Below are 26337 nucleotides of genomic sequence, written 5' to 3'. Positions count from 1 at the left end.
GAGTCTCTGCATGACGACAACGGTGGCGACAAAAGTCCACGTTCATCTGTTTTACGGCGCCGATCCGCGGTTTTATCGGCAGGGCGACAACATCGGTTGCCTGTATGGCTATCACCACGCCGAATCCGACGCGTTCGCGCTCACGTATTCGAAGGACGCGCGTGAAAGTAAGCCTGTGCGGCTCGTGCGCCGCGCGCTGAAAGCGGCGCTCGGCTTCGATTTCATCCATACGTGGCGCAATCGCGCGGAGATGCTCGGCTCTGACGTGATCTGGACGCACACCGAGCAGGAATGGCTATCCGCCGCGCTGATGCTGCGGCTCTGCGGCAGGAAGAGCGGCGCCCACACGGCGCCGCTGCTGCTCGCGCAGAGCGTGTGGCTGCTCGACAAATGGCCTTCGTATGGAATCCTGCGTAGTTGGCTGTATCGCAAGCTGATGAAACGCGCCGATCAGTTGACCACGCTCGCGAGCGAAAACGCCGCGTTGTGCAAGCGCTATTTCGATCGCGAGGCGAAGCCCTTGCTGTACGGCCTGAACACGCGCGACTTTCCGGTGAAGGCGCCGACCGATTGGAAACCGCATTCGCCGATCCGCATTGCCGCCATCGGCAACGACCGCGACCGCGACTGGGACACGCTCATCAAGGCATTCGGCCACGACGCGCGCTACACCGTGAAGCTCGCCACGCGGCGCCGGATTCCTGCCTCGCTGCGCGCGCCGAACGTCGAAATCGCGCTCTTCTCGGGCATCAAGAAACAGCACGAGCTATATGACTGGGCCGACGTGATCGTCGTGCCGTTGCGGCCGAATACGCATGCGTCGGGAATCACGGTGATGCTCGAGGCAGCGGCGGTCGGCAAGCCGATGGTCGTGACCAACGTCGGCGCGTTGCAGGACTATTTTCCGGCGAGCGAGGCTTGCTACATTCCGCCGTTCAATCCGCCCGCGTTGCGCGATGCGGTCGATCAGCTCGCCGCCGCGCCGATGGACGCCCTGCGTCAGGCGCAGGCAGCCGCTGCGGGTCTGCTTGCGCGCGACCTGACCACCGAGCATTACGCCATGCAGCATGTGCGGATCACCGAGGAGATGCTGCGCGCCCGGGCCGCCGCGCGTGGGCGTGTCGCAGCCGAGGACACGGCCGCGGGCACAGGCAGCGTCGCCCACGCGCGCGCACATGCGCAGGGCGGCGCCGCGCAAGAATCGCGCGGAGGTGTCTGAACGATGGCGAGCTTTCCGCGAGCCGGCGTTCCGCCCGCGCCCGGCATGCCGGGCCTCGGAGCCATGCCAGGAACCACGCGCGCCCGCACCGCCTCGCGTGGCCGGCGCGAGTGGCTTCCCTCGGCCATGTTGTGGCTGATCACGGCGCTGCTGATCGTCGCGCATCAGGGCACGGTCCTCACGCTCGCGTTTCCGGTGCTCGCGATTCTCACGGGCCTGTGGCTGTACTTCAAGAGCCCGGCGCGCTACATCGGCTTCATGTGGTGGCTGTGGTTTCTGAGCCCGGAAGTGCGGCGTCTCGCCGACTGGTCGAAAGGATCGTTCACGCCGACAAGCCTGATCCAGGTCGCGCCGCTCGCGGTCACCATGATCAGCGCCTTCTCGCTGCTGCGCTATTACCGGCTGCTGGGACAGCGGCGCGGGCTGCCGGTGCTGCTGATCCTGCTCGGGCTCGTCTACGCGTATCTCGTCGGCGTGGTGTCGAGCGGGCCGCTCGCCGCGACCTACGACCTCGCCAACTGGCTTTATCCGATCCTGATCGGCTTTCACATCATGGCGCACACGCGGCAGTATCCGCAGTATCGCGACACCATAGTCAATACGTTTATCTGGGGCATGCTCGTGATGGGCGGCTACGGCCTGATCCAGTTTTTCGTCATGCCGCAGTGGGATGCGCTGTGGATGCTCGGCTCGCAGATGAACTCGCAGGGCGACGCCGTGCCGATGGGCGTGCGCGTCTTCAGCACGATGAATTCCTCGGGACCGTTCGCGTTCGCGATGATGGGCGCGATGGTGTTCGTGATGGCCGCGACCCACCGCGTGCGCTGGGTGGCCGCGGCGCTCGGCTTCTTCTCGTTCGCGCTGAGCCTCGTGCGTTCGACCTGGGGCGGCTGGGTCATCGCGCTGCTGATCCAGTTGGTGAAATCGAACAACAAGGTGCGCGTGCGCATCGTCGCGAGCGCAGTGCTGCTCGCCGGGCTGTGCGTGCCGTTGCTCGCGGTCGGTCCGGTGGCCGAGCGGATGCAGGCGCGCCTCTCGACCATCGTCAATCTGAACGACGACCAGAGTTACGCGGCCCGCAACGAGTTCTACGCGACGTTCGCGAAGACCGCCTTTACCGACGTGTCCGGCGAAGGCATGGGCGCGACCGGCACCTCGACCAAACTGTCGAACGACGGCGGCCAGCTCGGCCAGTACGGCAACTTCGACAGCGGCGTGATGAACATACCCTTCGTGCTCGGCTGGCCCGGCACGCTGCTCTACATGTCGGGCATTGTCTGGCTGCTGACGCGCGCAGTACTGGCGTCGTTTCGCCTCGCCAACGACAAATACGTGTCCGCCTGCCTGAGCCTGAGTCTCGCGACCTTCGCGATGCTGGTGTTCACCAATTCGCTCGTCGGCACCGGCGGGCTGCTGCTTTTCATGAGCGTTTTTTCGATTCTTTCCGCGGTGCACTACGAAAAGCTGAACCGCGCGAGCGCGTCGTTACGCACGTCCATTTTCCACGGAGGCACTGATTGAGAGTCGCCATTGTCACGCACGTTGTGCGCCATAACGACGGCCAGGGGCGCGTCAACCACGAGATCGCGCGCGCGGCGCTCGACGAAGGCATCGGCGTCACGCTGATCGCCTCGCATGTGGCGCCCGATCTGCTGGTTCATCCGAACGTCCGCTGGGTGCCGATCAGAATCGGCCGCTGGTGGCCCACCAATCTGCTGCGCCAGCAGGTGTTTGCATTAAAGAGCGCGTTATGGCTGCGTGCGCATCGCCGCGACTACGACGTGCTTCACGTGAACGGCTTCATCACCTGGATGCCGGCCGACGTCAACACATCGCACTTCGTGCACAGCGGGTGGCTCGACAGCAAGTACTACCCGTTCGGACTCACGAAGGGCGTGTGGTCCGCGTATCAGTCGATCTATACGCGCTGCAATGCGCTGCTGGAGCGCTGGGCATACCGGCGCTCGAAGGTGATCACGGCCGTCTCCCAAAAGGTCGCCGATGAAATCCGCGCCATCGGCCTCACGCCGGATAACCGCGTCGACGTCATCTACAACGGCGTCGATACGCGAGGCTTTGCCGCGGCCACGGGCGATCGCGCGCGATTCGGCCTGCCGCACGAGGCTTTTTTGCTGCTGTTCGTCGGCGATCTGCGCACGCCGCGCAAGAACCTCGGCACCGTGCTGGCTGCGCTCAGGCATTTACCTGAGCACGTGCATATCGCGGTGGCCGGTTTCCTGCCGGGCAGTCCCTATCCCGACGAAGCGAAAGCGCTCGGCATTGCGCACCGCGTGCATTTTCTCGGGCTCGTGAAGGAGATGCCCGTGTTGATGCATTCCGTCGACGCGTTCGTGTTTCCGTCGCGCTACGAGGCGATGAGCCTGTCGCTGCTGGAAGCGATGGCGGCCGGATTGCCGGTCGTCACCGCGCGCACCGCGGGCGGCGCCGAAATCATCACGCCGGAATGCGGGATCGTGCTCGACGATCCGGACGATCCGCGGGCGCTTGCGGCCGCAGTTGCGCGCCTCGCCGCCGACGGGCCCGCGCGGCGCAAGATGGGCGTGGCCGCCAACGAACTCGCGACCGGCTTCGGCTGGGCGCGCATGGCCGCGCAATACATCGCGCTGTATCGGCAACTGGAAGGGCAGCAGAAAGATCGCCGGCGTAGCGAGGCACAGGCCGCGGTGGCCGCGACGACCGACGCGCTGACGCTCAACACGCTGGCCGGACACGAGAACGTGGAATGACGCGCGTCGCACCCGGCCATCACCATTCACCGAATACCTCACGGAACAAAGAAGGGGCAATGACAATGACGACGAGCTCAATCAAATCGCTGCAGATCGGGATGCACTGGTTCCCCGAGCGGGCGGGCGGCCTCGACCGCATGTATTACTCGCTGGTCGGCGCGCTGCCGGGCGCGGGCGTGGCAGTGCGCGGCGTCGTCGCCGGCTCGCCGAAGGTGGCCGCCGACACGGGCGGCGCAATCAACGGTTTCGGCTCCGCCGGGCAATCGCTGCCATTGCGCCTGATGGCCGCACGCCGCGCGCTGCGCGAGGAAATCCGCCTCTCGCGTCCCGACGTGATTTCGTCACACTTCGCGTTGTACACGTTTCCCGGGCTCGACGTGACGCGCGGCATTCCGCAAGTCTCGCATTTTCAGGGACCGTGGGCCGACGAGAGTCATGTCGAAGGCGCCGATTCGCTCGGCCAGCGCGCGAAGCGCTATCTCGAACAGTCGGTCTATGCGCGCTCGTCGCGGCTCATCGTCTTGTCCGAGGCCTTCGGCAAGATTCTGACTTCGCGTTATCGCATCTCGCCGGAGCGCGTGCGCGTGGTGCCCGGTTGCGTCGACGTCGAGCAGTTCAACCTGCCCATCACGCCCGCCGAGGCGCGCCTGAAACTGCAACTCCCGCAGGACCGGCCGATCGTGCTCGCGGTGCGACGTCTCGTGCGGCGCATGGGGCTGGAAGATCTGATCGACGCGGTCAAGCTGCTCAAGCCGAAGCATCCGGACGTGCTGCTGCTGATCGCGGGCAAAGGCCGCCTCGCGGATGAATTGCAGGCGCGCATCGACGAGGCCGGCCTGCAGGACAATGTGAAGCTGCTCGGCTTCGTGCCCGACCAGCATCTCGCGACCTTGTACCGCGCGGCGAATATCAGCGTGGTGCCCACGGTGGCGCTGGAAGGCTTCGGCCTCATTACCGTCGAATCGCTCGCATCGGGCACGCCGGTGCTGGTCACGCCGGTCGGCGGCCTGCCGGAAGCGGTGGCGGGCCTGTCGCCCGATCTCGTGCTCCCGGAGACGGGCGCGCAAGCCATTGCGGCGGGCCTTGCCGGCGCACTGAGCGGCACACTGAAGCTGCCTGAGGCCGACGCCTGCCGCCGCTATGCGCGTGAGCACTTCGATAATTCGGTGATCGCGAAGCGCGTCGCTTCGGTGTATAGCGAGGCGATCGCCGCGGGCGGGATGCACTGAAGCCTGGCATAACGAACGAAAAAAACGCCGGCTCCTGCAGCAGAGAGCCGGCGCTTTTTTTGCGCTACTTCCTGTGTCGACGTTTGAGCGCACAACAGCCGCTTGGGCCCGCATCATCCGCCATGCAGGCGCGCAAGCGGCACATGCTCAGAATGTCTCGTGATGCTGATTGCGGCCCAGATCTGCGTGAACCATCATGTGGCACAGCTGTTCGAGACTGGTTCGCGGCTCCCAGCCGAGCTTCTCGCGCGCCTTGTCCGCACAGCCGATCAACAGGTCCACTTCGGCCGGCCTGTAGAACTTCGGATTCACGCGCACAAGGGTCTTGCCGGTGGCGACGTCGATGCCGGTCTCGCGCTCTTCCTTGCCCGACCACTCCAACTGGTAGCCGGCCGCCGCGAACGCCATGCGCACGAAATCGCGGACCGTTTCAGTGCGGCCGGTCGCGAGCACGAAGGTGTCGGGCTCATTGGCTTGCAGCATGCGCCACATGCCCTCCACATATTCGAGCGCGAAGCCCCAGTCGCGCTTCGCGCCCAGATTGCCGAGCTCCAGCACGTCCTGTTTGCCGAGTTTGATCTTCGCGACGCTGTCGGTGATCTTGCGCGTTACGAATTCGCGGCCGCGCAGCGGCGATTCGTGATTGAACAGAATGCCGCTGCTCGCAAAGAGGCCATACGACTCGCGATAGTTGATCGTCGACCAATGCGCGAAGAGCTTGGCGACGCCATACGGACTGCGCGGATAGAAGGGCGTGTCCTCGCGCTGCGGCACCGCTTGCACGAGGCCGAACATTTCCGACGTCGACGCCTGGTAGTAGCGCGTTGTGGGACTGAGAATGCGAATGCCTTCCAGCAGGTTCAGTGCGCCGATACCGGTGACCTCGGCAGTGGTCGCCGGCTGGTCGAACGACACGCCCACGAAGCTTTGCGCGGCGAGGTTATACAACTCGTCGGCCTGTGCGCCTTCGAGCAGACGCAGCGTCGAGCCGAGATCGGTCAGATCGTGCTCGACGAGACGCAGATTCGGATGGTCGAGCACGCCCAGCTCGCGCATGCGCCAGAAATTCACGGAACTCGTGCGCCGGTAGGTACCGGTCACGTGATAGCCCTTGTCGAGCAGCAGCCTCGTCAGATAGGCGCCGTCCTGTCCCGACACACCGGTGATGATCGCTTTGCGTGGTTGGCTCATAGCTTGCCTTCGATGATGGGTAAAAGAAAAAAGAGCACCTCAGAGCGTGCCGTCGAGGAGCCGCCGCACCAAGGGTTCGACGACCTGAAAATCCTGCTCGGCCTTCAGCCTGTACAAACCCGGCTTGGGGTGCGCGCCGTCGGACATCAGCGTCTTCCAGTCCGGCAAACTGCTGATGTACGCGAACTGGTCGACGAGCGGCACGTGCTGCTCGGCGGCGACACGGCGCGTCATCGCGACCATCGCGGCGAGCCGTGCGTTGAGCCGGTTATCCGGCATCGGATTCGACGTCTCGAGCACGGGCTCCTTGCCGAGCGACCGAGCGGTCTCGACGAGCGTAGTTTGCGCTGCGTAGAACTGCTCGGGCGTCTGGTTCTGCATCACCTCGTTGATGCCGTAGTTGATGAGCACGATCTGCGCGGGCGATGCCGCGAGCCTTTCCCGCCACGGCAAACCGGCGGTGGGCCCGGCGCGGCGATTGCCGGTGCCGTCGCGCAATTGCATGGCCATCGTGCCGCCCACGCCATAGTTGACGACGCGCACGCGCTTGCCGTGATGCATCTGCAACGCGTCCTGCAGGAAGGCCACGGCGTTTTGCGCTTGTGGCGCGCAATGGCCTTCGCTGCAGGAGATGCCGAGCGTCGTCGAGTCGCCGTAGGCGTCGATCAGGACTTCGGGCTCGACGGCTTGTGCGGCGGCATCGGCCGCAGCGGTCGAGCCGCTCGCCTCGGTTCCGGACGCGATGAGCGACGCGAGCATTGCCGCCGCGGCGGGCCATGCGCGGCCTCTCATGCGCGGCTTTGCGGCGCTTGCCGCGCGGTGCCTGGCACGCTTGCAGCCCCGCCCGCAGCCGGGTGCGGCTGCGGCTGCCGTTGGCCACGCGAACCGAAGATCAGGCGCTTTTCAAACGCGAACCATGTGAGGCTCGCATAAGCGATCGTGATCGCGAGCGCGAGGGCCGCCGTGACATAGCGGCTCATGCCGAGCGGCCATAGCGCGTACAGCACGCTCAGGTGAATCAGATAGATCGTGTAGCTGATCGTGCCGATGTAGACCAGCACCGGATTGCACAGCAGCCGTTTGACGATGCCCCGGCTTTGCAGGGCGATGACCACGACAGACGTGCAAAGCACCAACGAAATGCTGTAAAGCCCCGCGTTCGACAGCGGCGTATTGGCCGCGCGAAAACGCGGAAAGTGCAGATGCAGCCACACGAGCGCCGCGAGCGCGGCGATCACGCCCAGCACCGCGGCGCCCCTGAACGGCTCGAGCGCGTTGCGATCGCGCCGCACGGCGACCGCGAGCAACGCGCCTGCCGCGAGCAGATCCATGCGAAACGGCGTGAGGTAATAAATCGGCCAGAACGAGTCGAACCACGGCGTGGCCACGGCGCGCAGCACGGGCACGAGCAGAATCAACGCGCCCGCGACCCACGCGAGCACGCGCTCGGGCACGAGCAGAATGACGAACGGCCAGACAATATAGAACTGCTCTTCGACGGCGAGCGACCACAGCACGTTCAGGCTGTCGTGGCCGCTCTGATTGAGCGCATCGCCGATGTTGGTGGCGAAGAACGCATACCACTGCCAGTGCTGCGCCCAACCGAAACCGAACAGGACCGACGACACCGCCATCAACAGCAGATACGGCGGCAGGATGCGCCGCGCACGGCGCGCGTAGAAATAGCCGAAGTACGACTGCCGCTGGGCCTTGCGCTCGAGCAGGATGCCGGTGATCAGAAAGCCGCTCAACACAAAAAACAGATCGACGCCCATCCACAACGGCGCTTTCAATGCGTGCTGCGCGAACACGGCGAGCACGGCGATCGCGCGCAAGCCGTCGAGCTGCACGATGCGGCGTGAATGAGAAGGCGCAGTGGGCAGGGCGCTGGCAGTCATGAACCGTCCATGGTGTGAAGCGAAGGAGCCGCAAGGCATCCAACGAGGCAGGTCGCGCCGCACTGGCCGCGACAGGATTGCAGTCGATTCTAGGCAAAAGAAAATCGCCAGAAAATGCGAATGAAATAGATAAATGAATCAGATTGCAACAGGGTGTTTCGCTAAGCATTGGCACGTGCATTTCGTGCTTGTGGCGCGGGCATGGCGCCGGCGCGACACCGTCGCGCGAAGTTGCCGGCGCGTGGTTTTCGCCGGCCTGAACAGAGCACTTCCGGGTGGTGACCCTGGGCGTCATATACCATGCAACGGGCAAATTTTCTTTTAATCTATTTTTAAATTGATTTATTCGGCGCATTCAAAAATATCGAATATTTTTGAATTATTTTCGATTTTCGTCGCCGCGTTTTTTACGCGTAATGTGAGCCGTGCGGATTGGGCGGCCAAGGACCGCGCGTGCGCGCGTCTCCGCATCTGCGTTTCAGCACCAGCGTTTTAACCAGGCATCGATCCGCATCGACTGGAGGACCTATCTTGCCCCGCTTCATGTTCAAAAGCCGTTTCGCGGTATTCGCGTGCGCCCTCGGCCTGGCCGCTTTATCGGTCGGCTTCGGCGCGCGCGCAGAAACGGTGTTGGACGCGAAAACGTCGTGGATCGGCAATACGTTCGGTTTCGGCGACGGCACGTGGACGCAGATCAACATCACGGCAATCGCGGTGGCGCCCGACGGCAAGGTCTACACGAATGCGCCGTGGGACGAGAGCGGTGCGGAGGCGAGCGTCTATCAGAACGGCAAGATGCTCGGCTTCGCGGGCGGCACGCATGGCTGGGGCAACAGCGGGGGCAATGCCATCGCGATCAATCGCAAGTACGTGTTCGTGGCGATTGCGGTCGGCAACGAGAAGGGCCGCCTTGTCGAGCAGGGCGTGTGGCCGGAAAAAGGCAAGCAGTGGTTCGGCATTTCGCGCCGGCAGATCGCCGATCCGAAACAGGCCGCGCCGTTCCAGCCTGCGGCAAAGCGTGCGGATCCGCATGCGCAACTCGCAGCCGGCTTCCTCATGATGAACGAAGTGCCCACCGGCACGAGCGCCGAGATCGGCGGACTCGCGGCGAGCGACACGACGCTCTATGCAGCCAACACGGCGCGCGAGCGCATCGAGGTATATGACGCGGAATCGATGCAGCAGAAAGCCACGTGGAGCGTGCACGAGCCTGGGCGCCTCGCGTTGTCGCCCGACGGCACCCTGTGGGTACTGAGCGGCACGCGCAACGACCGCGCGCCGCATGTGGAGCACTACACGTCAGGCGGAAAACGCATTGACGAGAACTTCGAGCTGCCTGCCGATACGCTCGCGGTGGACATCGCCGTGGATGCGAAAGGCCGTGTTCTCATTGCCGATAACGGGCCGCGTCAGCAGGTGCTGTTCTTCAGCAGGAACGGCGCTCGTTACGAGCAATCCGGTTCGCTCGGCGAGCGGGGCGGCATTTTCAGCGGCGTCGCGGGAAAGCCGGGGCCGCAGCGGTTCAACGGACTGACCGGCGTGGGCGTGGATGCGCGCGGCAATGTCTATGTGTCGACCAATGGCATCGGGCCGCGCTACGAGCCGATCGGCGCGGGCCTCGGCGCGACGCTCGAAAGCTACGCACCCGACGGCAAGCGCAACTGGCTCGTGGAGGGACTGCTTTTCGTCGACGGCGCGTGGCTCGATCCGGCGCGCCCTGACAGCGTGTATACCGGCAACAAGCGCTTCGAACTCGACTTGTCGAAGCCGGCCGGGCAGGACTGGAAATATGTCGGATTCCTGTCTAATCGATTCAGGTATCCGGACGACCCTGTTTTTCATACCGACCAGTATCCGGGCTTGCCGATCGCCCGCAAACTGAAAGGACACACGTTCCTGTATCTGACGGACATGTACGCGGACCATCTGAAGATCTATCGCTTCGATCCGCAACATGACGGTGAAACGGCGATTCCGTCGGGCTTGATCGCGGGCCGCGAGCGGGCGGTGGCCCAGGTGCCGAACGCACCGCCCGGCGGCGACTGGATCTGGCGCGACGGGAACGGCGACGGCAAATTCAACCCGGACGAGTTCGCGCTCAACACGAGCGGCACCAGGCTCGCGGGCGGGTGGGGCTGGTGGGTCGATACGGCCGGCGACATCTGGCGCACACGCGATACGAAGGGCATCTACCGCTTTCGCTTCGGCGGACTCGATGCGAAAGGCAACCCTGTCTATTCGTATTCGAACATCACGCAGTACCCGGTGCCGCAACCCTTCGCCGAACTGCATCGCGCGATCTACGAGGCTGATACCGATACGCTCTATGTGACGGGCTATACGCCCGAGGCGCCCGGCGACCGCGGCTTCTGGAAGGAAGTGGGCCGCGTGCTCACGCGCTACGACAAATGGTCGAGCGGCCAACCGGTGCAGCGCTATTCGATCGCGTTGCCATGGCAGACGCAGAGCAAGCCCATCGCAACGATCATCGGCGTGACGGTCGAAGGGCAATACATTTTCGGCGTCGAGCCGGTGGGCGCGGTGCATGTGTGGGACAAGGACAACGGTCGCGAAGTCGGCGTGATCCGGCCCGGTCCTGAAGTGGGCCGCGCGTCGGGCTGGGTCGACGTGCCGAACGGCATCAGCGCGGCCAAGCGAAGCAACGGCGAGTACCTCGTATTCGTCGAGGAAGACGCGCGCGGCAAGGTGCTCATGTACCGCTGGAAACCATGACGCAGCGCGCACGGCAAGCCCGCGGCGCTCGTCGTCGCGCGGCAGGAACAGCATGAAGAACCACACTGGCAATCGTAGTCGAACCCAGGGCATCCGATGGACAAAGGCATTCTCAAGAACGTAGCGATCAATTTCTTCGGCCTCGTGCTGCCGACCTTCGTCTCGCTCGTGACCGTGCCGTCGTATATCAAGCTGCTGGGCGTCGAGCGCTACGGCGTCATCAGTCTTGTGTGGACGCTGATCGGCTACTTCGGCATTCTCGATCTCGGCATGAGCATGGCCGCGCAGAACCACATTTCCAAGGCGCGCGCCTCGGGCGACAAGGACGAAAGCGCGCGCGTGTTCTGGAGCGCGACGTGGCTCAATCTCGCAACCGGTGTGATCGGCGGGCTGATCATCTATTTCGGCGCGTTCCTCTACACCGCGTATTTCACGAAGGTATCGCCCGAGCTGCAGCACGAGGTCTATCGGGCGCTGCCGTGGCTCGCCGTGGCGATTCCGCTTGCGAACGTCTCGTGGGTGTTCGCCGGCGCGATCAACGGCGCCGAGCGGTTCGGCGTCTACAACACGAATCAGACAATCGGCACCTTCCTGTTCCAGCTGCTGCCGCTCGGCGCGGCGCTGTGGCTCGGTGCGAACCTGCAGAACGTGCTCGCGGCAGCGGTATGCGCCCGGCTTCTCGCCGCGATCCTGCTGGGCCGTTCTGCGCTGAAGGTACTGGACATACGCAGCATCCGGCCGCCTGAACTCGGTGTGGCAAAGGGTCTCTTTAACTTCGGCGGCTGGATGCTGATTGCGAGCGTCACCAACATGGTCGCCGAATCGCTCGACCGCGTGATGCTCGGCACGAGTCTCGGCGCTCGCTTCGTCACGTACTACACGGTGCCGCAAAACCTCGTCACGCGCCTGAACATCGTGCCCACTGCGATGGTGCGCACCTTGTTTCCGAGGCTTTCCGCGGTAGGCCGCGCAGACGCCGACACCATCACGCAGCAGTCGCTCGAATTTCTCAACGGCATATTCACGCCCGTTGCCCTCGTCGCGATGCTCGCGCTCGAACCGTTCCTGCATGTGTGGGTGGGCAATGAAATCGCCACGGTGGCCGCGCCCGTGGGACGCACCATGATCATCGCAGTCTGGCTCGTGGGGCAGGCCAACGTGACGCGCATTCTGATCCAGTCGCAGGTCAATCCGGCGACGGCCGCCCGCGTCGGCCTCTTCGAATTGCCCCTGTTTGCAGGTGCATTGTGGTTCGGCATCGCGCACTTCGGACTGACCGGCGCGGCGCTCGCGGTAGCCGGCCGCGCACTTTTCGACTACGTGATCCTGCTGCGGCTCTCCGCGATACGGGCCCGACAGATCGCGCTCGACATGCTGGCGCACCTCGCATTTCTGCTGGCGAGCCTCTGGCTCGCAAGCTTCCTTTCCGGCCTCGCCATGGCGATCGTTGCCGGCGTGCTGATGGTCGGCGCCAACATCGTCTGGTCTATCACGATGACTCCCGCATTGCGCGATCTAGCGCGTTCACTGCTGTTGCGACTGAATCCGAGGAAAAGCGCATGAACCACGAAGTCCTTGAAGAAGCGGTGCTGCAACCGCCGACGCGCAGCGCACTGGCCGAACTCACCACCGTTCCTCCAGTAGAGGCGCCGCCGCTGCGCGCCGCCGCGCGCAGCGAAAAGGCGCTGCGCATCGCCATCGTGCACGACTGGCTCGTCACCTACGCCGGCGCGGAGAAAGTGCTCGAGCAGATCGTCGCATGCTTTCCCGACGCGGACCTGTTCAGCCTCGTCGACTTTCTCGACGACCGCAGCTTTCTACGCGGCAAGCCCGTGACCACGTCGTTTATTCAGAATCTGCCGCTCGCGCGCAGCAAATATCGGACTTACCTGCCGCTGATGCCGCTCGCCATCGAGCAACTGGACGTATCCGCTTACGACGTGGTGATTTCGAGCAGCCACGCGGTGGCGAAGGGCATTCTCACCGGTCCGGACCAGGTGCATATCAGCTACGTGCATTCGCCGATTCGTTATGCGTGGGATTTGCAGCATCAGTATCTGCAGCAGTCGAGGCTCACGCGCGGGCTCAAGTCCGCGATGGCGCGGCTGATCCTGCATTACATCCGCAACTGGGACATCCGCACGTCGAACTCCGTAGACGGCTTTATCGCAAACTCGGAGTTCATCGCGCGGCGCATCAAGAAGGTGTATCAGCGCGATGCGCAGGTGATCTTTCCGCCCGTCGACGTGGACGCTTTCACGCTCTGCACGCAGAAGGACGACTTCTATCTGACGGCCTCGCGCATGGTGCCGTACAAGAAGATCGATCTGATCGTCGAGGCGTTTGCGCGGATGCCCGGGCGCAAGCTCGTCGTGATCGGCGACGGTCCCGACATGCACAAGATCCGTGCGAAGGCCGGGCCGAATGTCGAGATCATGGGTTATCAGCCGTTTAACGTGTTGAAGGACCGCATGAGCCGCGCGAAGGCTTTCGTGTTCGCCGCCGAAGAAGACTTCGGCATTTCGGTGGTCGAAGCGCAGGCCTGCGGCACGCCGGTCATTGCATACGGCAAGGGCGGGGCGCTCGAAACGGTGCGCGATCTGTCCGAGCCGCGTCCCACCGGCATGTTCTTCGACGAGCAAAGCGCGGATTCGATCATCGCCGCAGTGGAGCGTTTCGACGATCACGTCAAGCGCTTTTCGCCTCTGGATTGCCGTGCCAATGCCGAGCGATTTTCGGCGGCGAACTTCCGCGAACGCTTTTTCGCGCACGTGCGCGCGGCAGTACCCGCGCTGCGCAATGCGACCTTGCCGCCGTACTTACCCTATCGCGCCGAGCCTGCCGCGAGCGCGCCGCGCATTCTCGCGGTCGACCAGAGTGGTGTGCTGGGCGGCGCTGAACTCTCGCTGCTCGAAATCGTCAAGGCGCTGCGTTCGCGCATCGAAGTCATTCTGTTCGACGACGGCCCGTTTCGCACGGCGCTCGACAAAGCCGGCGTGAGCGTGGAAGTGCTCGACGCAGGTGCACTGCGCAGCGTGCGCAAGCAGGGCGGCTCGTTGCCGAAGGGTGCGGCGCTCAAAGGTTTGCTGTCGCTCGTTCGCGCGACGGCCAAACGCGCGCGCAGCGCGCAGGTGATCTATGCCAATACGCAGCGCGCAATGGTGATCGGCGCGGTGGCCGGCAAGCTCGCGAAGCGGCCTGTGGTATGGCATCTGCGCGATATCGTGAGTCCTGAACATTTCGGCGGCAAGCAGCTCGCCATCATCAAGTGGTGCGCGCGCCTCGGACTCACGCATGTGATCGCGAATTCGGCCGCCTCCGCGCGTGCCTTCGCCGAACTCACGCATTTCGACGACAAGCGCATCGACGTGGTCTTCAACGGTATTTCCGCGGCTCCGTTCGACGCGTTGCGCGAGGTGCCGCAAGCCACGCTGCGCGAGCGCTTGAAGCTGCCGGCGGATGCGTTCCTCGTCGGCTCGTTCAGCCGCCTCGCGCGCTGGAAGGGCCAGCATGTGCTGCTGGAGGCGATGGTGCTCAACCCGCACATGCACGCGGTGCTGGTCGGTGCGCCGCTCTTCGGCGAGGACCAGTACGAGATCGAGCTGCATGCCTTCGTCGCCGCCCACAAGCTCGGCGACCGCGTGCATTTTCTCGGCTTCCAGCACGATATTCCGGCCTGCATGTGCGCCGTCGATGCGGTGGTGCACACGTCGATTACGCCCGAGCCGTTCGGCCGCGTGATCGTCGAGGGCATGCTCGCGCAGCGGCCCGTGGTGGCCGCGCGCGCGGGCGGCGTGCTGGAGATCGTCGACGACTACGAGAACGGCATGCTGTGCACGCCCGGCGATGCACATGCGTTGGCCGACGCGTTGGCCGAGTTGCGCTCGAACGACGAACTGCGCGCGAGGCTCGTCAAAAACGGCTATAAGACGGCGCTGAGCCGTTTTGGTACCGACACCTATGTCGGGAGCGTCGAGCGGATTCTGAGGCGCGTGGCGAGCTCAGCAAAGGTGGCCCGCGCGTCACGCTGAGGCGGAGATTGTGCGCGGTATGCCGGAAGCGCCGGAAGTGCCGGAAGCGCCGGGCACGGCAAGGTTGACATCGACGGCCAGTCGGCTGAGCGGAGCCGAAGTCAGCGGGACACTCGCCGGACTTCGCTCCGCTTTTTTAATCACGATTGCTGCAATGCGCTTTTCGTTTTCGGCTTGAAGCTGGCCGACCAGTTCATCGCCGGCAATTCGACGAGGCGGTAGAACACGTAGGCGGCCGGCACGGCGACCAGCATGTAGCCGAACGACGGCCAGATCGACATCTGCAGCGACGAGCGGAACAGCAGCGACGAGAGCAGCACGAAAATCGGCAAATGGATCAGATACAGCGAGAAGCTGAAGTCGCCGAAGCGCGACAGTAACCGCATGATCCAGCCGTCGCGCCCGTTGCCGTTGCCGTTGCCGCGCTCGAGCGCCCTGTACAGATAGAACGCAAAGCCGAGCGCCCACAGCTGGAAGGCGCCGTACTGACCGAAATGAAAGGCCGCGCAGCCGAGCGCGATGAAGGCCGCGGCGAACACGTAGAGCCACGACGACGAGCGGGTTTGCCGTGCACTGTGCGCTTTGGCGTCGGCGATCCATGCCCCGAGCGTCCACGAAAACCAGTATGACGTGAAGAACTGGATGTCATGCCGTTCGAGCACATACGCGGACACGACGTTGACGACGGCGACGACCGCGAGCACGGAGGTCATGCCGATGCGCCGGCGCAGCGCGAACAGCAGCGGATAGATCGCATAGAACTGCACCTCGAGCGAGAGTGTCCAGAGCGCGCCGTTCGAACCATAGGTTTTGCCGGCCACGCCTTGCAGCGAAAACAGATTGACGAGAAAAGCACCGATGCCGATTTCGCGAATCTTGTGGCTGACGGGGGGCATGTTGAGGCTCACGGAGTCGAGTGCGAGCGTCAGCAGCAAGGCCGCAAGCAGCACCGGATAAATGCGGGCGAAACGGCGCGCCCAGAAGTTCGCGGCGTCGAGCCGGTAAGCCGGATTGCCGGCGAGCCGCAAGGCGGCGCTGCGATGAATGCAGTAGCCGCTGATCACGAAAAATATCGGCACCCCAGCCGAGCCCCACGCGATCGGGAACGTCAGATAGGCGGCGAGCGTATCGAGGTTGAACCTATGCCCGGCAGCCTGATGGAATGCTTGCATGCCGACCCATTCGATCTGGCGGCAATGGAAATACGCGACGAGCAGCGCGGCGAAGCCTCGCATTGCGTCGATCACATGTTCCTTGGCGGCGGCGTCGGCTCGGGTCTCGCTCTGTGCCCGGCGCGCAGCGACGCCCGCGGTGGGCGGCACAGCGGGAGGCAAAACGGGAGAGGCGGTGGCGGAAAGAGGCAGGGGTGAGCCGGCGGCATCCAGTGCTGAATCGCTCATGCGCGGTCCTTTATTCGAAGTCAGGCGATGCGGATTCGCGCGCCGTGCGCGCGCGGTGCATCACATCCTAGTGCACCGCGCGCACAAAAAATGGATAAAAAAATCGGCCAATATTTCTATTAAAAAGGCCATTTTGTGACGAATTGTAATTGCCAATGACAAGGCGTCTCGAATAATTATTTGCCGCTTTTGTCGTGCTAATTTCGCGGTACGGATTCTCCTGATGAGAGGTGAAATCATGAACCTGCATTTGCTTGCCGGCCTCGCCGTGCTGCTGATTCTCGTCGCCGCCTCCGCCTACCGGGAAGCGCTGCGCAATGAGCCGATCCGCCGTTTCAGGATCCATCCCGGAAAGCTGCCGCAGCTCGACGAAAACGAAGAAGCACGCTCGTAACGGGCGCTGCGGCGCGCCACTTTTTGCCTCGTTCCCAGTGCGCTACGCGAGCCCGTGCGAAGGTAAATATTTCGGAATCGCCCGAATCCGAAACGCTGGCGAAACGTAAATCTTGCTGGCTTTCATATTATGCAAAAACGAAATTCGATGTGCACCGGCTTTATCAAGCACCGTTTAAGAAATTTCACGCGTGATCTCGCGTGGCTTTTTTGTTAGCCTTTCCGGCGACGTCGAGCGGCCGTTACGCCCGCGAACCAATTTCTAACCGATCTGGGAATGCCTACCATGCTGAAAGTCACCAAAGCCGTGTTTCCCGTAGCAGGCCTCGGGACACGATTCCTGCCGGCTACCAAGGCGAGCCCGAAGGAAATGCTGCCTATCGTCGACAAGCCGCTGATTCAGTACGCGGTGGAAGAAGCCATTGCTGCCGGCATCACCGAAATGATCTTCGTGACAGGCCGCAGCAAGCGCGCGATTGAAGATCACTTCGACAAGTCGTATGAGATCGAGGCCGAGCTTGAAGCGCGCAACAAGCAGAAGCTGCTCGACCTCGTGCGCAGCATCAAGCCCGCGAATGTCGACTGTTTCTATGTTCGCCAGGCCGAAGCGCTGGGCCTTGGTCACGCGGTGCTGTGCGCCGAAAAGCTGGTGGGTCAGAGCCCGTTCGCAGTGATTCTCGCGGACGACCTGCTGCACAGCACGAAGCCGGTCATGAGCCAGCTTGTCGATACCTTCAATCACTACCACAGCTCGGTTATCGGCGTGGAGACCATCGCGCGTGAAGACAGCCGTTCATATGGCGTCGTGGACGGCCGCGAGTGGGAAGACAACGTGATCAAGCTCTCGGGCATCGTCGAAAAACCCGCGCCGGACAAGGCGCCGTCGAACCTCGGCGTGGTCGGGCGCTATGTGCTGATGCCGACCATCTTCAAGCACATTCGTGCATTGAAACCGGGTGCCGGCGGCGAGTTGCAGTTGACCGATGCCGTCGAGTCTCTGCTCACCGAAGAACAGGTGCTAGCCTATCGTTACTTCGGCACGCGTTTCGATTGCGGCAGCAAGCTCGGTTATCTGAAGGCAACGGTGGAGTTCGCGCTGCGCCATCCGGAAGTGAAGGACGAATTCGAAGCGTATTTGCAGGCTTATATGCAGGCCAACGCGCAGGCCAACGGAGAAGGTCTCGCGCCGCAGTACACGGCTGAAGCCGCCTGACGAGCGCTGCCCGTCTTGCCGCCCGTCCTTTTCGCCGCGATTCGAACTGCTAGTCCGTTCGAATCGCGGCTGAATCTCACGCTCAGCCTTTCTTCACCGCGAGACGGAACTTGTGCAGCAACGGTTCCGTGTAGCCGCTCGGCTGCTGGCGTCCTTCGAACACCAGCGCCTGCGCGGCCTTGAACGCGATGGTGTCGAAACCCGGCGCCATCGGCTTGTAGAACGGATCGGCGGCATTCTGCTGATCGACCACTTTCGCCATGCGCCTGAAGGTCTCTTCGACCTGCTCGCGCGTCACCACGCCGTGATACAGCCAGTTGGCGATGTGCTGGCTCGAGATACGCAGCGTCGCGCGGTCTTCCATCAGGCCGACGTCGTGAATATCCGGCACCTTCGAGCAGCCCACGCCCTGGTCGATCCAGCGCACCACGTAGCCGAGAATGCCTTGCGCGTTGTTGTCGAGCTCGGCGCGAATTTCGTCGGCGCTCCACTTCGCGGTTTCGACGACGGGAATGGTCAGCAGACCGTCCAGCAGCTCGTCGCGCACCTTCGCGTACTCGGTGCGCTCCAGTTCCTGCTGAACCGCCTGCACGTCGACCTGGTGATAGTGCAGCGCATGCAGCGTCGCGGCGGTGGGCGAGGGCACCCACGCGGTATTCGCGCCGGCCTTCGGATGGCCGATTTTCTGTTCGAGCATGGCGTGCATCAGATCGGGCATGGCCCACATGCCCTTGCCGATCTGCGAGCGGCCGCGCAGCCCGGCGTGCAAGCCGACGAGCACATTGCTGCGCTCATAGGCCGCGATCCACGTGCTCGACTTCATGTCGCCCTTGCGCATCATCGGGCCAGCTTCCATCGCGCTATGCATCTCGTCGCCGGTGCGATCGAGAAAGCCCGTGTTGATGAACGCGACGCGCTCCGCGGCCTCGGCGATACACGCGAGCAGGTTCACGCTCGTGCGGCGCTCCTCGTCCATGATGCCCATCTTGATGGTGTTGCGCGGCAGCTTGAGCAGGTCTTCGACGCGCGCAAACAGCTCGCTCGCGAATGCCACTTCGGCCGGGCCGTGCATTTTCGGCTTCACGATATAGATGGAGCCGGTGCGCGAATTGAGCTTGTTCTTGCGATCGTGCAGCGCGCACAACGTGGTGATCACTGCATCGAGAATCCCTTCGGGAATCTCCGCGCCGTCTTTCGTCAGCACGGCCGGATTGGTCATCAGGTGGCCGACGTTGCGGATGAAAAGGAGCGAGCGCCCATGCAGCGTGACGGGCGTCTTGCCGTCCGCGCCGATGTATTCGCGATCCGCGTTCAGACGGCGCGTGAAGGTCTTGCCGTTTTTCGTGACCTCTTCGGTCAGATCGCCGTTCATCAGCCCGAGCCAGTTGCGATAGAGCTGGACCTTGTCGTCTGCATCCACGGCCGCAACGGAGTCCTCGCAGTCGATGATGGTGCTCACCGCCGCCTCCACCACCACGTCCTTCACCTGCGCGGCGTCGGTCTTGCCGATCGGGTCGTTCGCATCGATCTGGATCTCGACGTGCAGGCCGTTGTGCTTCAGCAGCACTGCCGAGGGCGCGCTCGCATCGCCCTGATAGCCGATGAACTGCGCGGGCGTCTTCAGTTCGCTCGCGCCGTTTTTCAACGCGACGACGAGCTTGCCCTCCTGCACGCTGTAGCGCGTCGCATCCGCATGCGAGCCGTTCGCGAGCGGCGCGGCCTCATCGAGGAACTTGCGGGCATAGGCGATAACGGCGGCGCCGCGCACCGGGTTGAAGGTCTTCTGCCGTTCGGCGCCCTCCGTGTCGGGAATCGCGTCGGTGCCGTACAGCGCGTCGTAGAGGCTGCCCCACCGCGCGTTTGCCGCATTGAGCGCATAGCGCTGATTCGACAGCGGCACCACCAGTTGCGGGCCGGCCTGTTCGGCGATTTCCGTGTCGACGTTCGCGGTGCTCGCCTTCACGCTGGCGGGCGCGGGCACGATATAGCCGATGCCCTCAAGAAACGCACGATAGGCGGGCAGGTCGCGCACCGGCCCCGGATTGGCGCGATGCCAGGTGTCCAGCTCCGTTTGCAGGCGGTCGCGCTCGGCGAGGAGCGCACGGTTTTTGGGCGCCAGCTCGTGCACGAGGGCGTCGAAACCCGACCAGAATGCGGCGCTGTCGATTCCGGTGCCGGGCAGGGCTTCCGTTTCAACGAACTGGTCGAGATTGGCGGCGACCTGCAGTCCGCCGCGCGGGTTCATCTGAGTCATCGACTGCTCCATCTGTCTGAATGGGGCCGACGTGGGTATCGGCCCGCGTTGGGGCTACTACTGGGACGCTACTTTACGGGTTGCTCGAGCGGGTCCACTGGCCGCACCGTCACGACGGCATGCGTGACGCGCGGGCAACGGCCGGCGCGCTGGCTAACTCAGAGGCCGAGCGCGGCAATGCCGGCCTTCGCGATCTGCGCGTCCTGATCGGACTTCACGCCCGACACGCCGACCGCGCCGACCACCTGACCCTCCGCGATCACCGGCACGCCGCCTTCGAGCGTACCCGAGAGCGGCGCGCTGAGGAACGCGGTGCGGCCATTGTTGATCATGTCCTCGTATACCTTGGTTTCGCGGCGGCCGAGCGCCGAAGTGCGGGCTTTTTCGGTCGCGATGTAGGCGCTCGAAGGCGCGCTGCCGTCGAGCCGCAGCATGCCGAGCGGGTGCCCGCCGTCATCGACCACGACGATCGCGACGGCCCACTTGTTCTTCTCGGCTTCCGCTCGGGCGGCTTCGAGAATGCGGGTCGTTTCCGCAACGGTCAACACGGGTTTGCTCTGCATAATCAGTGTCCTGTCTGGTTCGTGGTAGGAAAGCGGGGGAAAGCTTGTACAACAGCATTCGCGATGCCGATGCCGGTCTCTCGAATTTTACGTCCAAGCGCAGCCGGACGAAACGGCCGAACTAGCGAGGGTTTGCGAGGGTTTGCGCGGACCGTGCGAGCATGGTCCGTGGGAAGCGCCGCGCCTGCCGATTTACAATCCACCCCTATCACACAAGAACTCTGCGACCCACATCATGCCGACCATCAGCGAGCTTTTCGTCTATCCGATCAAATCCTGCGCGGGCCTCGCGCTGAACGAAGCGCGGCTCTTGGCCACCGGGCTCGAATACGATCGTTACTGGATGGCCGTCGACTCGAACGGCGAGATGCTCACGCAGCGCGCGCATCCGCGCATGGCATTGATCAAGGTGGAGATTGCGGCGCACGACCTGGTGATCCGCGCGCCCGGCATGAGCGAGCTGCGCACGCCGCTCGATGCAGCGCAGCTGGGCACACCGGTCAAGGTGGCGACCAGGGTATGGCGCGACGCGGCCTACGGGCTCGATACCGGCGAGGCGTGCGCCGCGTGGTTTTCGGCGTTTCTCGGCTTGCCGGTGCGGCTGTTGCGTTTCGATCCCGAACGCGAGCGCATTGTCGATCCGGCTTACACACAGAGCGTCGGGGGCGCCGCTACCTGTTTCGCGGACGGCTTTCCGCTGCTCGTGATCGGGCAGGCTTCGCTCGACGATCTGAACACGCGCCTGAACGCGAAGGGCGCGCCGTCCATTCCGATCGACCGGTTCCGTCCGAACATCGTGCTGAGCGGGCTCGATGCCTATGAAGAAGACTACGTGGAAACGCTCGGCATCGACGGCGGGGAGGCGTCCGGGCCACACGTCGAGCTGCGCCTCGTCAAGCTGTGCGCGCGCTGCCCGATGCCGACCATCGACCAGGCGAAGGGCGAGCGTAACCCCGAATGGCCGAACGAACCGACCGACACGATGAGCGTCTATCGCGCGAATCCGCAGCGAGACGGCGCGATCACGTTCGGCAACAACGCACTAGTGACGAGCGGGGCAGGCGCGTGGCTGCGCGTCGGGCAGAGCGTGGAAGCGGAACTCGGCTTCGGCGATTAGACTGCGCGCTGACGTGGCTGGCGTTGATCTACGGCTGCGCTTCTCCTGCTTTACCTGCTTTCCACGTTTCCCTCACGTTTTTGGCGCTTTAAGCGGCACGCGCGGACGCCGCGTCGTCGCACGAAGCCGCGTCTTGCGACCACAGCGCTTGCACGCTTTCGCCGATCGCATCGCCCACCAGAATCACGGCGGGACTGCCGAAGCCGGCGTCGTCGGCATCGGCCGCGAGACGCTCGAGACGCGTGAGCAGGCGCCGCTCGTGGATGCTGCCGGCCCATTGCACGACCGCGGCAGGGGTATGGCCAGGCAGGCTTTCGAGCAACGCGGCGGCGAGGCTGCCGATACGCCGCATCCCCATATAGATGGCGAGTGTGGTGCGCGTCGCCGCGAGCGCGGCCCAGTCGGGTTCGCCGTGATCCTCGGTATGTGCGGTGACGAAAGTCACACCATGGCAATGACGGCGATGCGTGAGCGAAATGCCGAGGCCCGCCGCAGCCGCAAAGCCTGACGAAATACCGTTGACGATCTCCACCGCAATGCCGGCTTCGCGCAGGCTCGCGAGTTCTTCGCCGGCGCGGCCGAAGAGCAGCGCCTCGCCGCCTTTCACGCGCACCACGTGCAGCCCTTTCTGCGCGTAACGGCGCATCAGGCGCTCGATAAATGCCTGCGGGGTCGAGCGGCAGCCGCCGCGTTTGCCGACACGGATCACGCGCGCTTGCGGAGCGAGGCTCACGATCTCGGGGTTGGCCAGGTCGTCGAGCAGCACGACGTCCGCGACTGCCAGCGCTTTCGCGGCACGCAGCGTGAGCAGGTCGAGTTCGCCCGGGCCGGCGCTCAGTAAAGTGACCTTGCCGGAGTTCGTGTTCATAGCGATGTCCTTTTATCTTCCATGTGGCCGGCGCCTTGACGCGCCGCCGGCGTGCAAACAAAAACGGCGTCCGCTCGTGATCACCACGAGGGGACGCCGTTGTCCGATGTTGCTCCAGTGCCAGGTGTTCGAAGCCGTGCGAGGCGCTGCTTTGCGTCTCGCACGGCGGTTCAGTCGCCGCTCGTGCCGCGTTGCATGGAGCGGCGACTCTATGCGCGCCATGCTTATGCAAGGACCAGACCAGGCGATTGCACTAAATGACGAACCGGCGCTATCAGGACCCACGGCACGCGCTGGCCGCGCGTGCCGGGAGGCTTCGCCGGGTATAGCTCCGCCAGTGCGTGCCGCATGACAGGAAGCAGGCCGGGCGACGCATGCGCCCGCTTTTAGCACGGGCGAAGTGCTGCGTCGCACCATCGCTGTGCCGGACTGCATCGAAATGCGTCGCGCAACGGGCCGGGCGCAAACGGGCGCGTTTGCGCGCGAAGCCCCGCGCCGCCGGGCTGAGAGGCGTGGGAAGCATGATTGGCATGGCCTTTGCATTGACCCCGCCATCGGATCAACGGCGATCCGCCGCGAGCGCACACAAAAGCGCTCGCCGTAACACCAGGTTAAGGACAACGGCGTCCCCGGATTCAGTCAGCGACTGATTCCGTGGGACGCCGTTTTCGTTTTCCGCGCCGCTTTGGGAGGCGACGGGGGCGACGGCCGGCACGCTGTCCAGGGAGCTTGCGGTTCGCGCCGCCGGTGCAACGGCACGAAGTGAAAAATCGTTTCGGCTTCCCAAATAGCTGGACGAATAAAAGCGATGCGGAAGTATTCGGCCGGCTCCGCATGCATCAGTGGTTTCAGGCTTCAGAAGCACGCAGTTCGGCATCAATAGCGGCGCCCGTGGCATACACGTTGCATTGACGGCGCGGGGGCAAACATTGTGATCGTTCCGGTGTGCCGTGCAGGATGCGGCATGCGGTGAGCCGGTCGATCGAAAATCAGTTTAATGAGGATGTCTGATGAAAAACGTGATGAGCTCGCTTAAGAGCGGCGACTGGCGCGCGTTGGTGGCGTGTTTCCTCTATTTCGACACCGGCTTCACCGTGTGGGTGCTGTACGGCCCGCTTGCGCCGTTCATCAGCAAAAGCATTTCCATGACGCCCGCGCAGCAGGGCCTGCTCGTCGCCGTACCGGTTCTCTCGGCGGCGATTCTGCGCGTGACGCTCGGCAACCTTTATCAGTCGGCCCACGGCAAGCGCATCGCGCTGCTCGGCGTGCTGCTCTCGGCGGTGCCGACCATCGTACTGCCGGTGCTGCCGTTCGTGCCGTCGTATACGCTGTTGCTGGTGCTCGGCGTGTTTCTCGGCGTCGGCGGGGCGAGTTTCGCGGTCGCTTTGCCGATGGCGGGCAGCAACTATCCGCCGAAAGTGCAAGGCCTCGTGCTGGGCCTTGCCGCCGCGGGCAACATCGGTGCAGTGCTGGACGGCTTCCTGTTCCCTCAACTCGCCACGCACTACGGCTGGCAGGTGGCGACGGGCGGCGCACTGCCGTTGCTCGCGATCGCTGCGATCACACTCTATTTCTGGGCCAACGACTCGGGCGTGAAAACCGGCAGCGTGCTGCGCGCGTTCGGTAGTTTCGTCGTGACGCTCGTCGGTCTGATCGTGCTCGTGCTGCTCGTCGAAGCAGGCATTTTCGGCGCGGGCAAGACGGGCGTGCTGCTGTTGCCCGTCATCGGCGCGCTGCTCGCGATTGCGGTGCTGCCCAAGCGCTATCGCGCGGTGCTGGCGGAGCGCGATACGTGGGTCATCATGCTCGTCTATAGCATTACGTTCGGCGGCTTCGTCGGCATGTCCTCGTATGTTTCGCTGCTGCTCACCAACCTCTATCAGCTTTCCAAAATCGACGCGGGCCTTTTCATGGCGCTGCTTGCGGCAACCGGCGCGCTGGTGCGTCCGCTCGGCGGCCTGATTGCCGACAAGGTATCCGGCGTGCGCGCACTCACCGTGCTGCTCGCAACGATCTCGCTCGCCGACTTCGTCTTCGCCGCGCTCATGCCGACGCTCGCCGGCGGCATTGCGTTGCTGGTGTGCCTCTATGTGGCGTTCGGGCTCGGCAATGGTGCGACGTTCCAGCTCGTGCCGCATCGCTGGGCTGGCCGAACCGGCTTGATGTCGGGCATCGTCGGTGCAGCGGGCGGGATCGGCGGCTTTTATCTGCCGGTCGTGATGGGCATCGCGAAGGAAAGCACCGGGTCGTATCAGATGGGCTTTGCGACTTTCGGTGCGCTCGCCGCCTGCGCGTTCGTCGCAATCGTCGCGCTGCGTCGGCCGTGGATGGCGTGGTCGATGCAATCGGCCGCTTTGCACGCTCATGCAACCGAATGACGCAACGCGCCCGCATGTCATGCTGAGTGCGAGGCAATAACACGGTGCATCGACGGCTGTGCCGGCGCGCAACGACAAGCGCGCCGGCGCAGCCGCGCCGATTGGGTCTTCAGAAGTAGCTATGCTCACAACACTAGAACGGTTTCAGACAACGAAGTCCGATGCAGCGGAAGCGGACGGTGTGTCCAACGAAGTATTGAGCTCGTTGATCAACATGGCCGGGCGTCAACGCATGCTTTCGCAGCGCATCGTTTTCAAGGCGATCCTCGCGCTGCGCCACAGCGACGGCGCACTCGCCATTGCTCAGGACACCTTGCGGACCTTCGCGGACAGTCATGCGGCGCTCACGCAAGGCCGCGACGGTTTGCCGGGGCTCTTTTCGCCGGCGCTGCGCGAGGCCTTCCATGGCAAGGAGAACGATAAGCGCGACGGCAGCGGCACCGTCGCGAAGAAAATCGCCGATTTCATCGCCCTGGCGTCGGCGGCGCTCGACGCGATTGCGCGCGACTCGGCCCGAGCCGAGGACGCCGTCCTCGCGCTGATCGCTTCAGCTGACCCGCTGCTGAGCGACCTGCATAGCGTGACAGCGGTCTACGAACAGGAAAGCCGGCGAATTGCGCGCCTGCAGAAGAAAGAACAGCAGCAACTGATCGACCGCATCAAGTCGATCGCAAAGGAAGCGCATATCGTGTCCTTCAACGGTCAGATCGTGGCGAGCCGCACGAATGTGACGGGCCGCGAGTTCGCCGTCGTGGCAGGCGTGATGACTTCCGTCACCAGGGAACTCGAAGCCGTGGTGAGCGCGTTCGTGAAGAAGACCGCGTCGGCCTGATCACTGCGTTGCCGCTTTCCGCCCGGCAGGTTTGTCCGGGCGCCCATCACGCCCATCGCGCCTTTGATCCTGTGCGGCGCGCACCTCGTGAAGGGTGGGGCGCCGGAAGCAGAATAAGCCCGCGCCGAGCCTGGCACCTTGTGGCGCAACGCCACGCGCGCGGCGACTTGCGTCCCCGTCGACAAAGGCGCCTGCACGCCAGGAACGAACCCTCGGCTTCACGCTGCCTGAGCCCGCGTCGTAATTCTCCAAGGTGTACACGTACTGC

General features: G+C 63.9%; 19 protein-coding genes. 12 read left to right on the top strand and 7 right to left on the bottom strand.

Annotated elements, in window-relative coordinates; translation table 11 throughout:
- Positions 1-22 precede the first annotated feature (22 nt).
- From ACEN8U_RS23105 to ACEN8U_RS23090, 4 genes are all read left to right on the top strand, one after another.
- Positions 23-1219 (top strand): glycosyltransferase, encoded by a 1197-nt coding sequence (locus ACEN8U_RS23105; protein WP_041746147.1) that lies wholly within the window; start codon positions 23-25, stop codon positions 1217-1219.
- Between the two features lie 63 nt (positions 1220-1282).
- Positions 1283-2740, top strand: coding sequence for a glucose-6-phosphate isomerase (locus ACEN8U_RS23100; protein ID WP_085963857.1), 1458 nt, complete (start codon positions 1283-1285; stop codon positions 2738-2740).
- Positions 2737-3966: a glycosyltransferase family 4 protein gene (locus ACEN8U_RS23095; RefSeq protein WP_310110384.1), complete on the top strand. Its 1230-nt coding sequence runs from the start codon at positions 2737-2739 to the stop codon at positions 3964-3966. The genes ACEN8U_RS23100 and ACEN8U_RS23095 overlap by 4 nt, the downstream gene beginning before the upstream one ends.
- 65 nt (positions 3967-4031) lie before the next feature.
- Positions 4032-5198 (top strand): glycosyltransferase family 4 protein, encoded by a 1167-nt coding sequence (locus ACEN8U_RS23090; RefSeq protein WP_015002583.1) that lies wholly within the window; start codon positions 4032-4034, stop codon positions 5196-5198.
- A 147-nt stretch (positions 5199-5345) separates the two neighbouring features.
- On the opposite strand, the gene gmd is transcribed toward ACEN8U_RS23090, so the two are convergent.
- The 3 genes from gmd to ACEN8U_RS23075 are packed head-to-tail and all read right to left on the bottom strand — an operon-like array spanning position 5346 to position 8287.
- Positions 5346-6389 carry a GDP-mannose 4,6-dehydratase gene (gmd, locus tag ACEN8U_RS23085; RefSeq protein ID WP_015002582.1) on the bottom strand — a complete coding sequence of 348 codons (1044 nt, stop codon included), beginning with the start codon at positions 6387-6389 and terminating at the stop codon, positions 5346-5348.
- Between the two features lie 39 nt (positions 6390-6428).
- A complete protein-coding gene (locus tag ACEN8U_RS23080) occupies positions 6429-7181 on the bottom strand; it encodes an SGNH/GDSL hydrolase family protein (protein ID WP_041745274.1) in 753 nt (250 codons plus the stop codon).
- The gene (locus ACEN8U_RS23075) at positions 7178-8287 is read right to left on the bottom strand and encodes an acyltransferase family protein (protein ID WP_015002580.1); all 1110 of its coding nucleotides are present in this window, start codon (positions 8285-8287) and stop codon (positions 7178-7180) included. Before ACEN8U_RS23075 ends, ACEN8U_RS23080 begins: the two co-directional genes overlap by 4 nt.
- A 531-nt stretch (positions 8288-8818) precedes the next feature.
- Between ACEN8U_RS23075 and ACEN8U_RS23070 the strand changes: the two genes are divergently transcribed.
- The 3 genes from ACEN8U_RS23070 (at position 8819) to ACEN8U_RS23060 (ending at position 15051) form a co-directional block, all read left to right on the top strand.
- Positions 8819-11020, top strand: coding sequence for a hypothetical protein (locus ACEN8U_RS23070; protein WP_041745272.1), 2202 nt, complete (start codon positions 8819-8821; stop codon positions 11018-11020).
- Positions 11021-11116: 96 nt separating this feature from the next.
- Positions 11117-12583 (top strand): flippase, encoded by a 1467-nt coding sequence (locus tag ACEN8U_RS23065; RefSeq protein ID WP_015002578.1) that lies wholly within the window; start codon positions 11117-11119, stop codon positions 12581-12583.
- Complete coding sequence (locus ACEN8U_RS23060) at positions 12580-15051, top strand: glycosyltransferase family 4 protein (protein WP_015002577.1); 2472 nt, start codon at positions 12580-12582, stop codon at positions 15049-15051. Before ACEN8U_RS23065 ends, ACEN8U_RS23060 begins: the two co-directional genes overlap by 4 nt.
- Positions 15052-15191: 140 nt before the next feature.
- On the opposite strand, the gene ACEN8U_RS23055 is transcribed toward ACEN8U_RS23060, so the two are convergent.
- Positions 15192-16451, bottom strand: a complete 1260-nt coding sequence (locus ACEN8U_RS23055) for an acyltransferase family protein (protein WP_041745270.1) — start codon at positions 16449-16451, stop codon at positions 15192-15194.
- Between the two features lie 238 nt (positions 16452-16689).
- On the opposite strand from ACEN8U_RS23055, the gene ACEN8U_RS23050 reads away from it, so the two are divergent.
- Together ACEN8U_RS23050 and galU are read left to right on the top strand one after the other, a co-directional pair.
- On the top strand, positions 16690-16845 hold the full coding sequence (locus tag ACEN8U_RS23050; protein ID WP_013588307.1) for a hypothetical protein: 156 nt from the start codon (positions 16690-16692) through the stop codon (positions 16843-16845).
- Between the two features lie 285 nt (positions 16846-17130).
- The gene (galU, locus tag ACEN8U_RS23045; RefSeq protein ID WP_015002575.1) at positions 17131-18057 is read left to right on the top strand and encodes a UTP--glucose-1-phosphate uridylyltransferase GalU; all 927 of its coding nucleotides are present in this window, start codon (positions 17131-17133) and stop codon (positions 18055-18057) included.
- 82 nt (positions 18058-18139) lie between these two features.
- On the opposite strand, the gene ACEN8U_RS23040 is transcribed toward galU, so the two are convergent.
- Together ACEN8U_RS23040 and ACEN8U_RS23035 are read right to left on the bottom strand one after the other, a co-directional pair.
- The gene (locus ACEN8U_RS23040) at positions 18140-20311 is read right to left on the bottom strand and encodes a malate synthase G (RefSeq protein ID WP_041746143.1); all 2172 of its coding nucleotides are present in this window, start codon (positions 20309-20311) and stop codon (positions 18140-18142) included.
- Between the two features lie 158 nt (positions 20312-20469).
- Positions 20470-20874, bottom strand: a complete 405-nt coding sequence (locus ACEN8U_RS23035) for a heme-binding protein (protein WP_015002573.1) — start codon at positions 20872-20874, stop codon at positions 20470-20472.
- A 235-nt stretch (positions 20875-21109) separates the two neighbouring features.
- On the opposite strand from ACEN8U_RS23035, the gene ACEN8U_RS23030 reads away from it, so the two are divergent.
- Positions 21110-21991 carry an MOSC domain-containing protein gene (locus ACEN8U_RS23030; protein WP_015002572.1) on the top strand — a complete coding sequence of 294 codons (882 nt, stop codon included), beginning with the start codon at positions 21110-21112 and terminating at the stop codon, positions 21989-21991.
- A gap of 88 nt (positions 21992-22079) precedes the next feature.
- On the opposite strand, the gene cobA is transcribed toward ACEN8U_RS23030, so the two are convergent.
- Positions 22080-22859: a uroporphyrinogen-III C-methyltransferase gene (gene cobA / locus ACEN8U_RS23025; protein WP_015002571.1), complete on the bottom strand. Its 780-nt coding sequence runs from the start codon at positions 22857-22859 to the stop codon at positions 22080-22082.
- Between the two features lie 1010 nt (positions 22860-23869).
- Here cobA and ACEN8U_RS23020 point away from each other — a divergent pair.
- Entirely contained in the window at positions 23870-25237 is a 1368-nt protein-coding gene (locus ACEN8U_RS23020) for an MFS transporter (RefSeq protein WP_015002570.1), read from the top strand.
- Between the two features lie 121 nt (positions 25238-25358).
- A complete protein-coding gene (locus tag ACEN8U_RS23015; RefSeq protein ID WP_015002569.1) occupies positions 25359-26069 on the top strand; it encodes a type IV pili methyl-accepting chemotaxis transducer N-terminal domain-containing protein in 711 nt (236 codons plus the stop codon).
- Positions 26070-26337 lie beyond the last annotated feature (268 nt).

This window comes from Paraburkholderia phenoliruptrix, assembly GCF_047325075.1.
GTDB lineage: Bacteria > Pseudomonadota > Gammaproteobacteria > Burkholderiales > Burkholderiaceae > Paraburkholderia > Paraburkholderia phenoliruptrix.
This window is presented reverse-complemented; position numbering and strand designations above follow the sequence as displayed.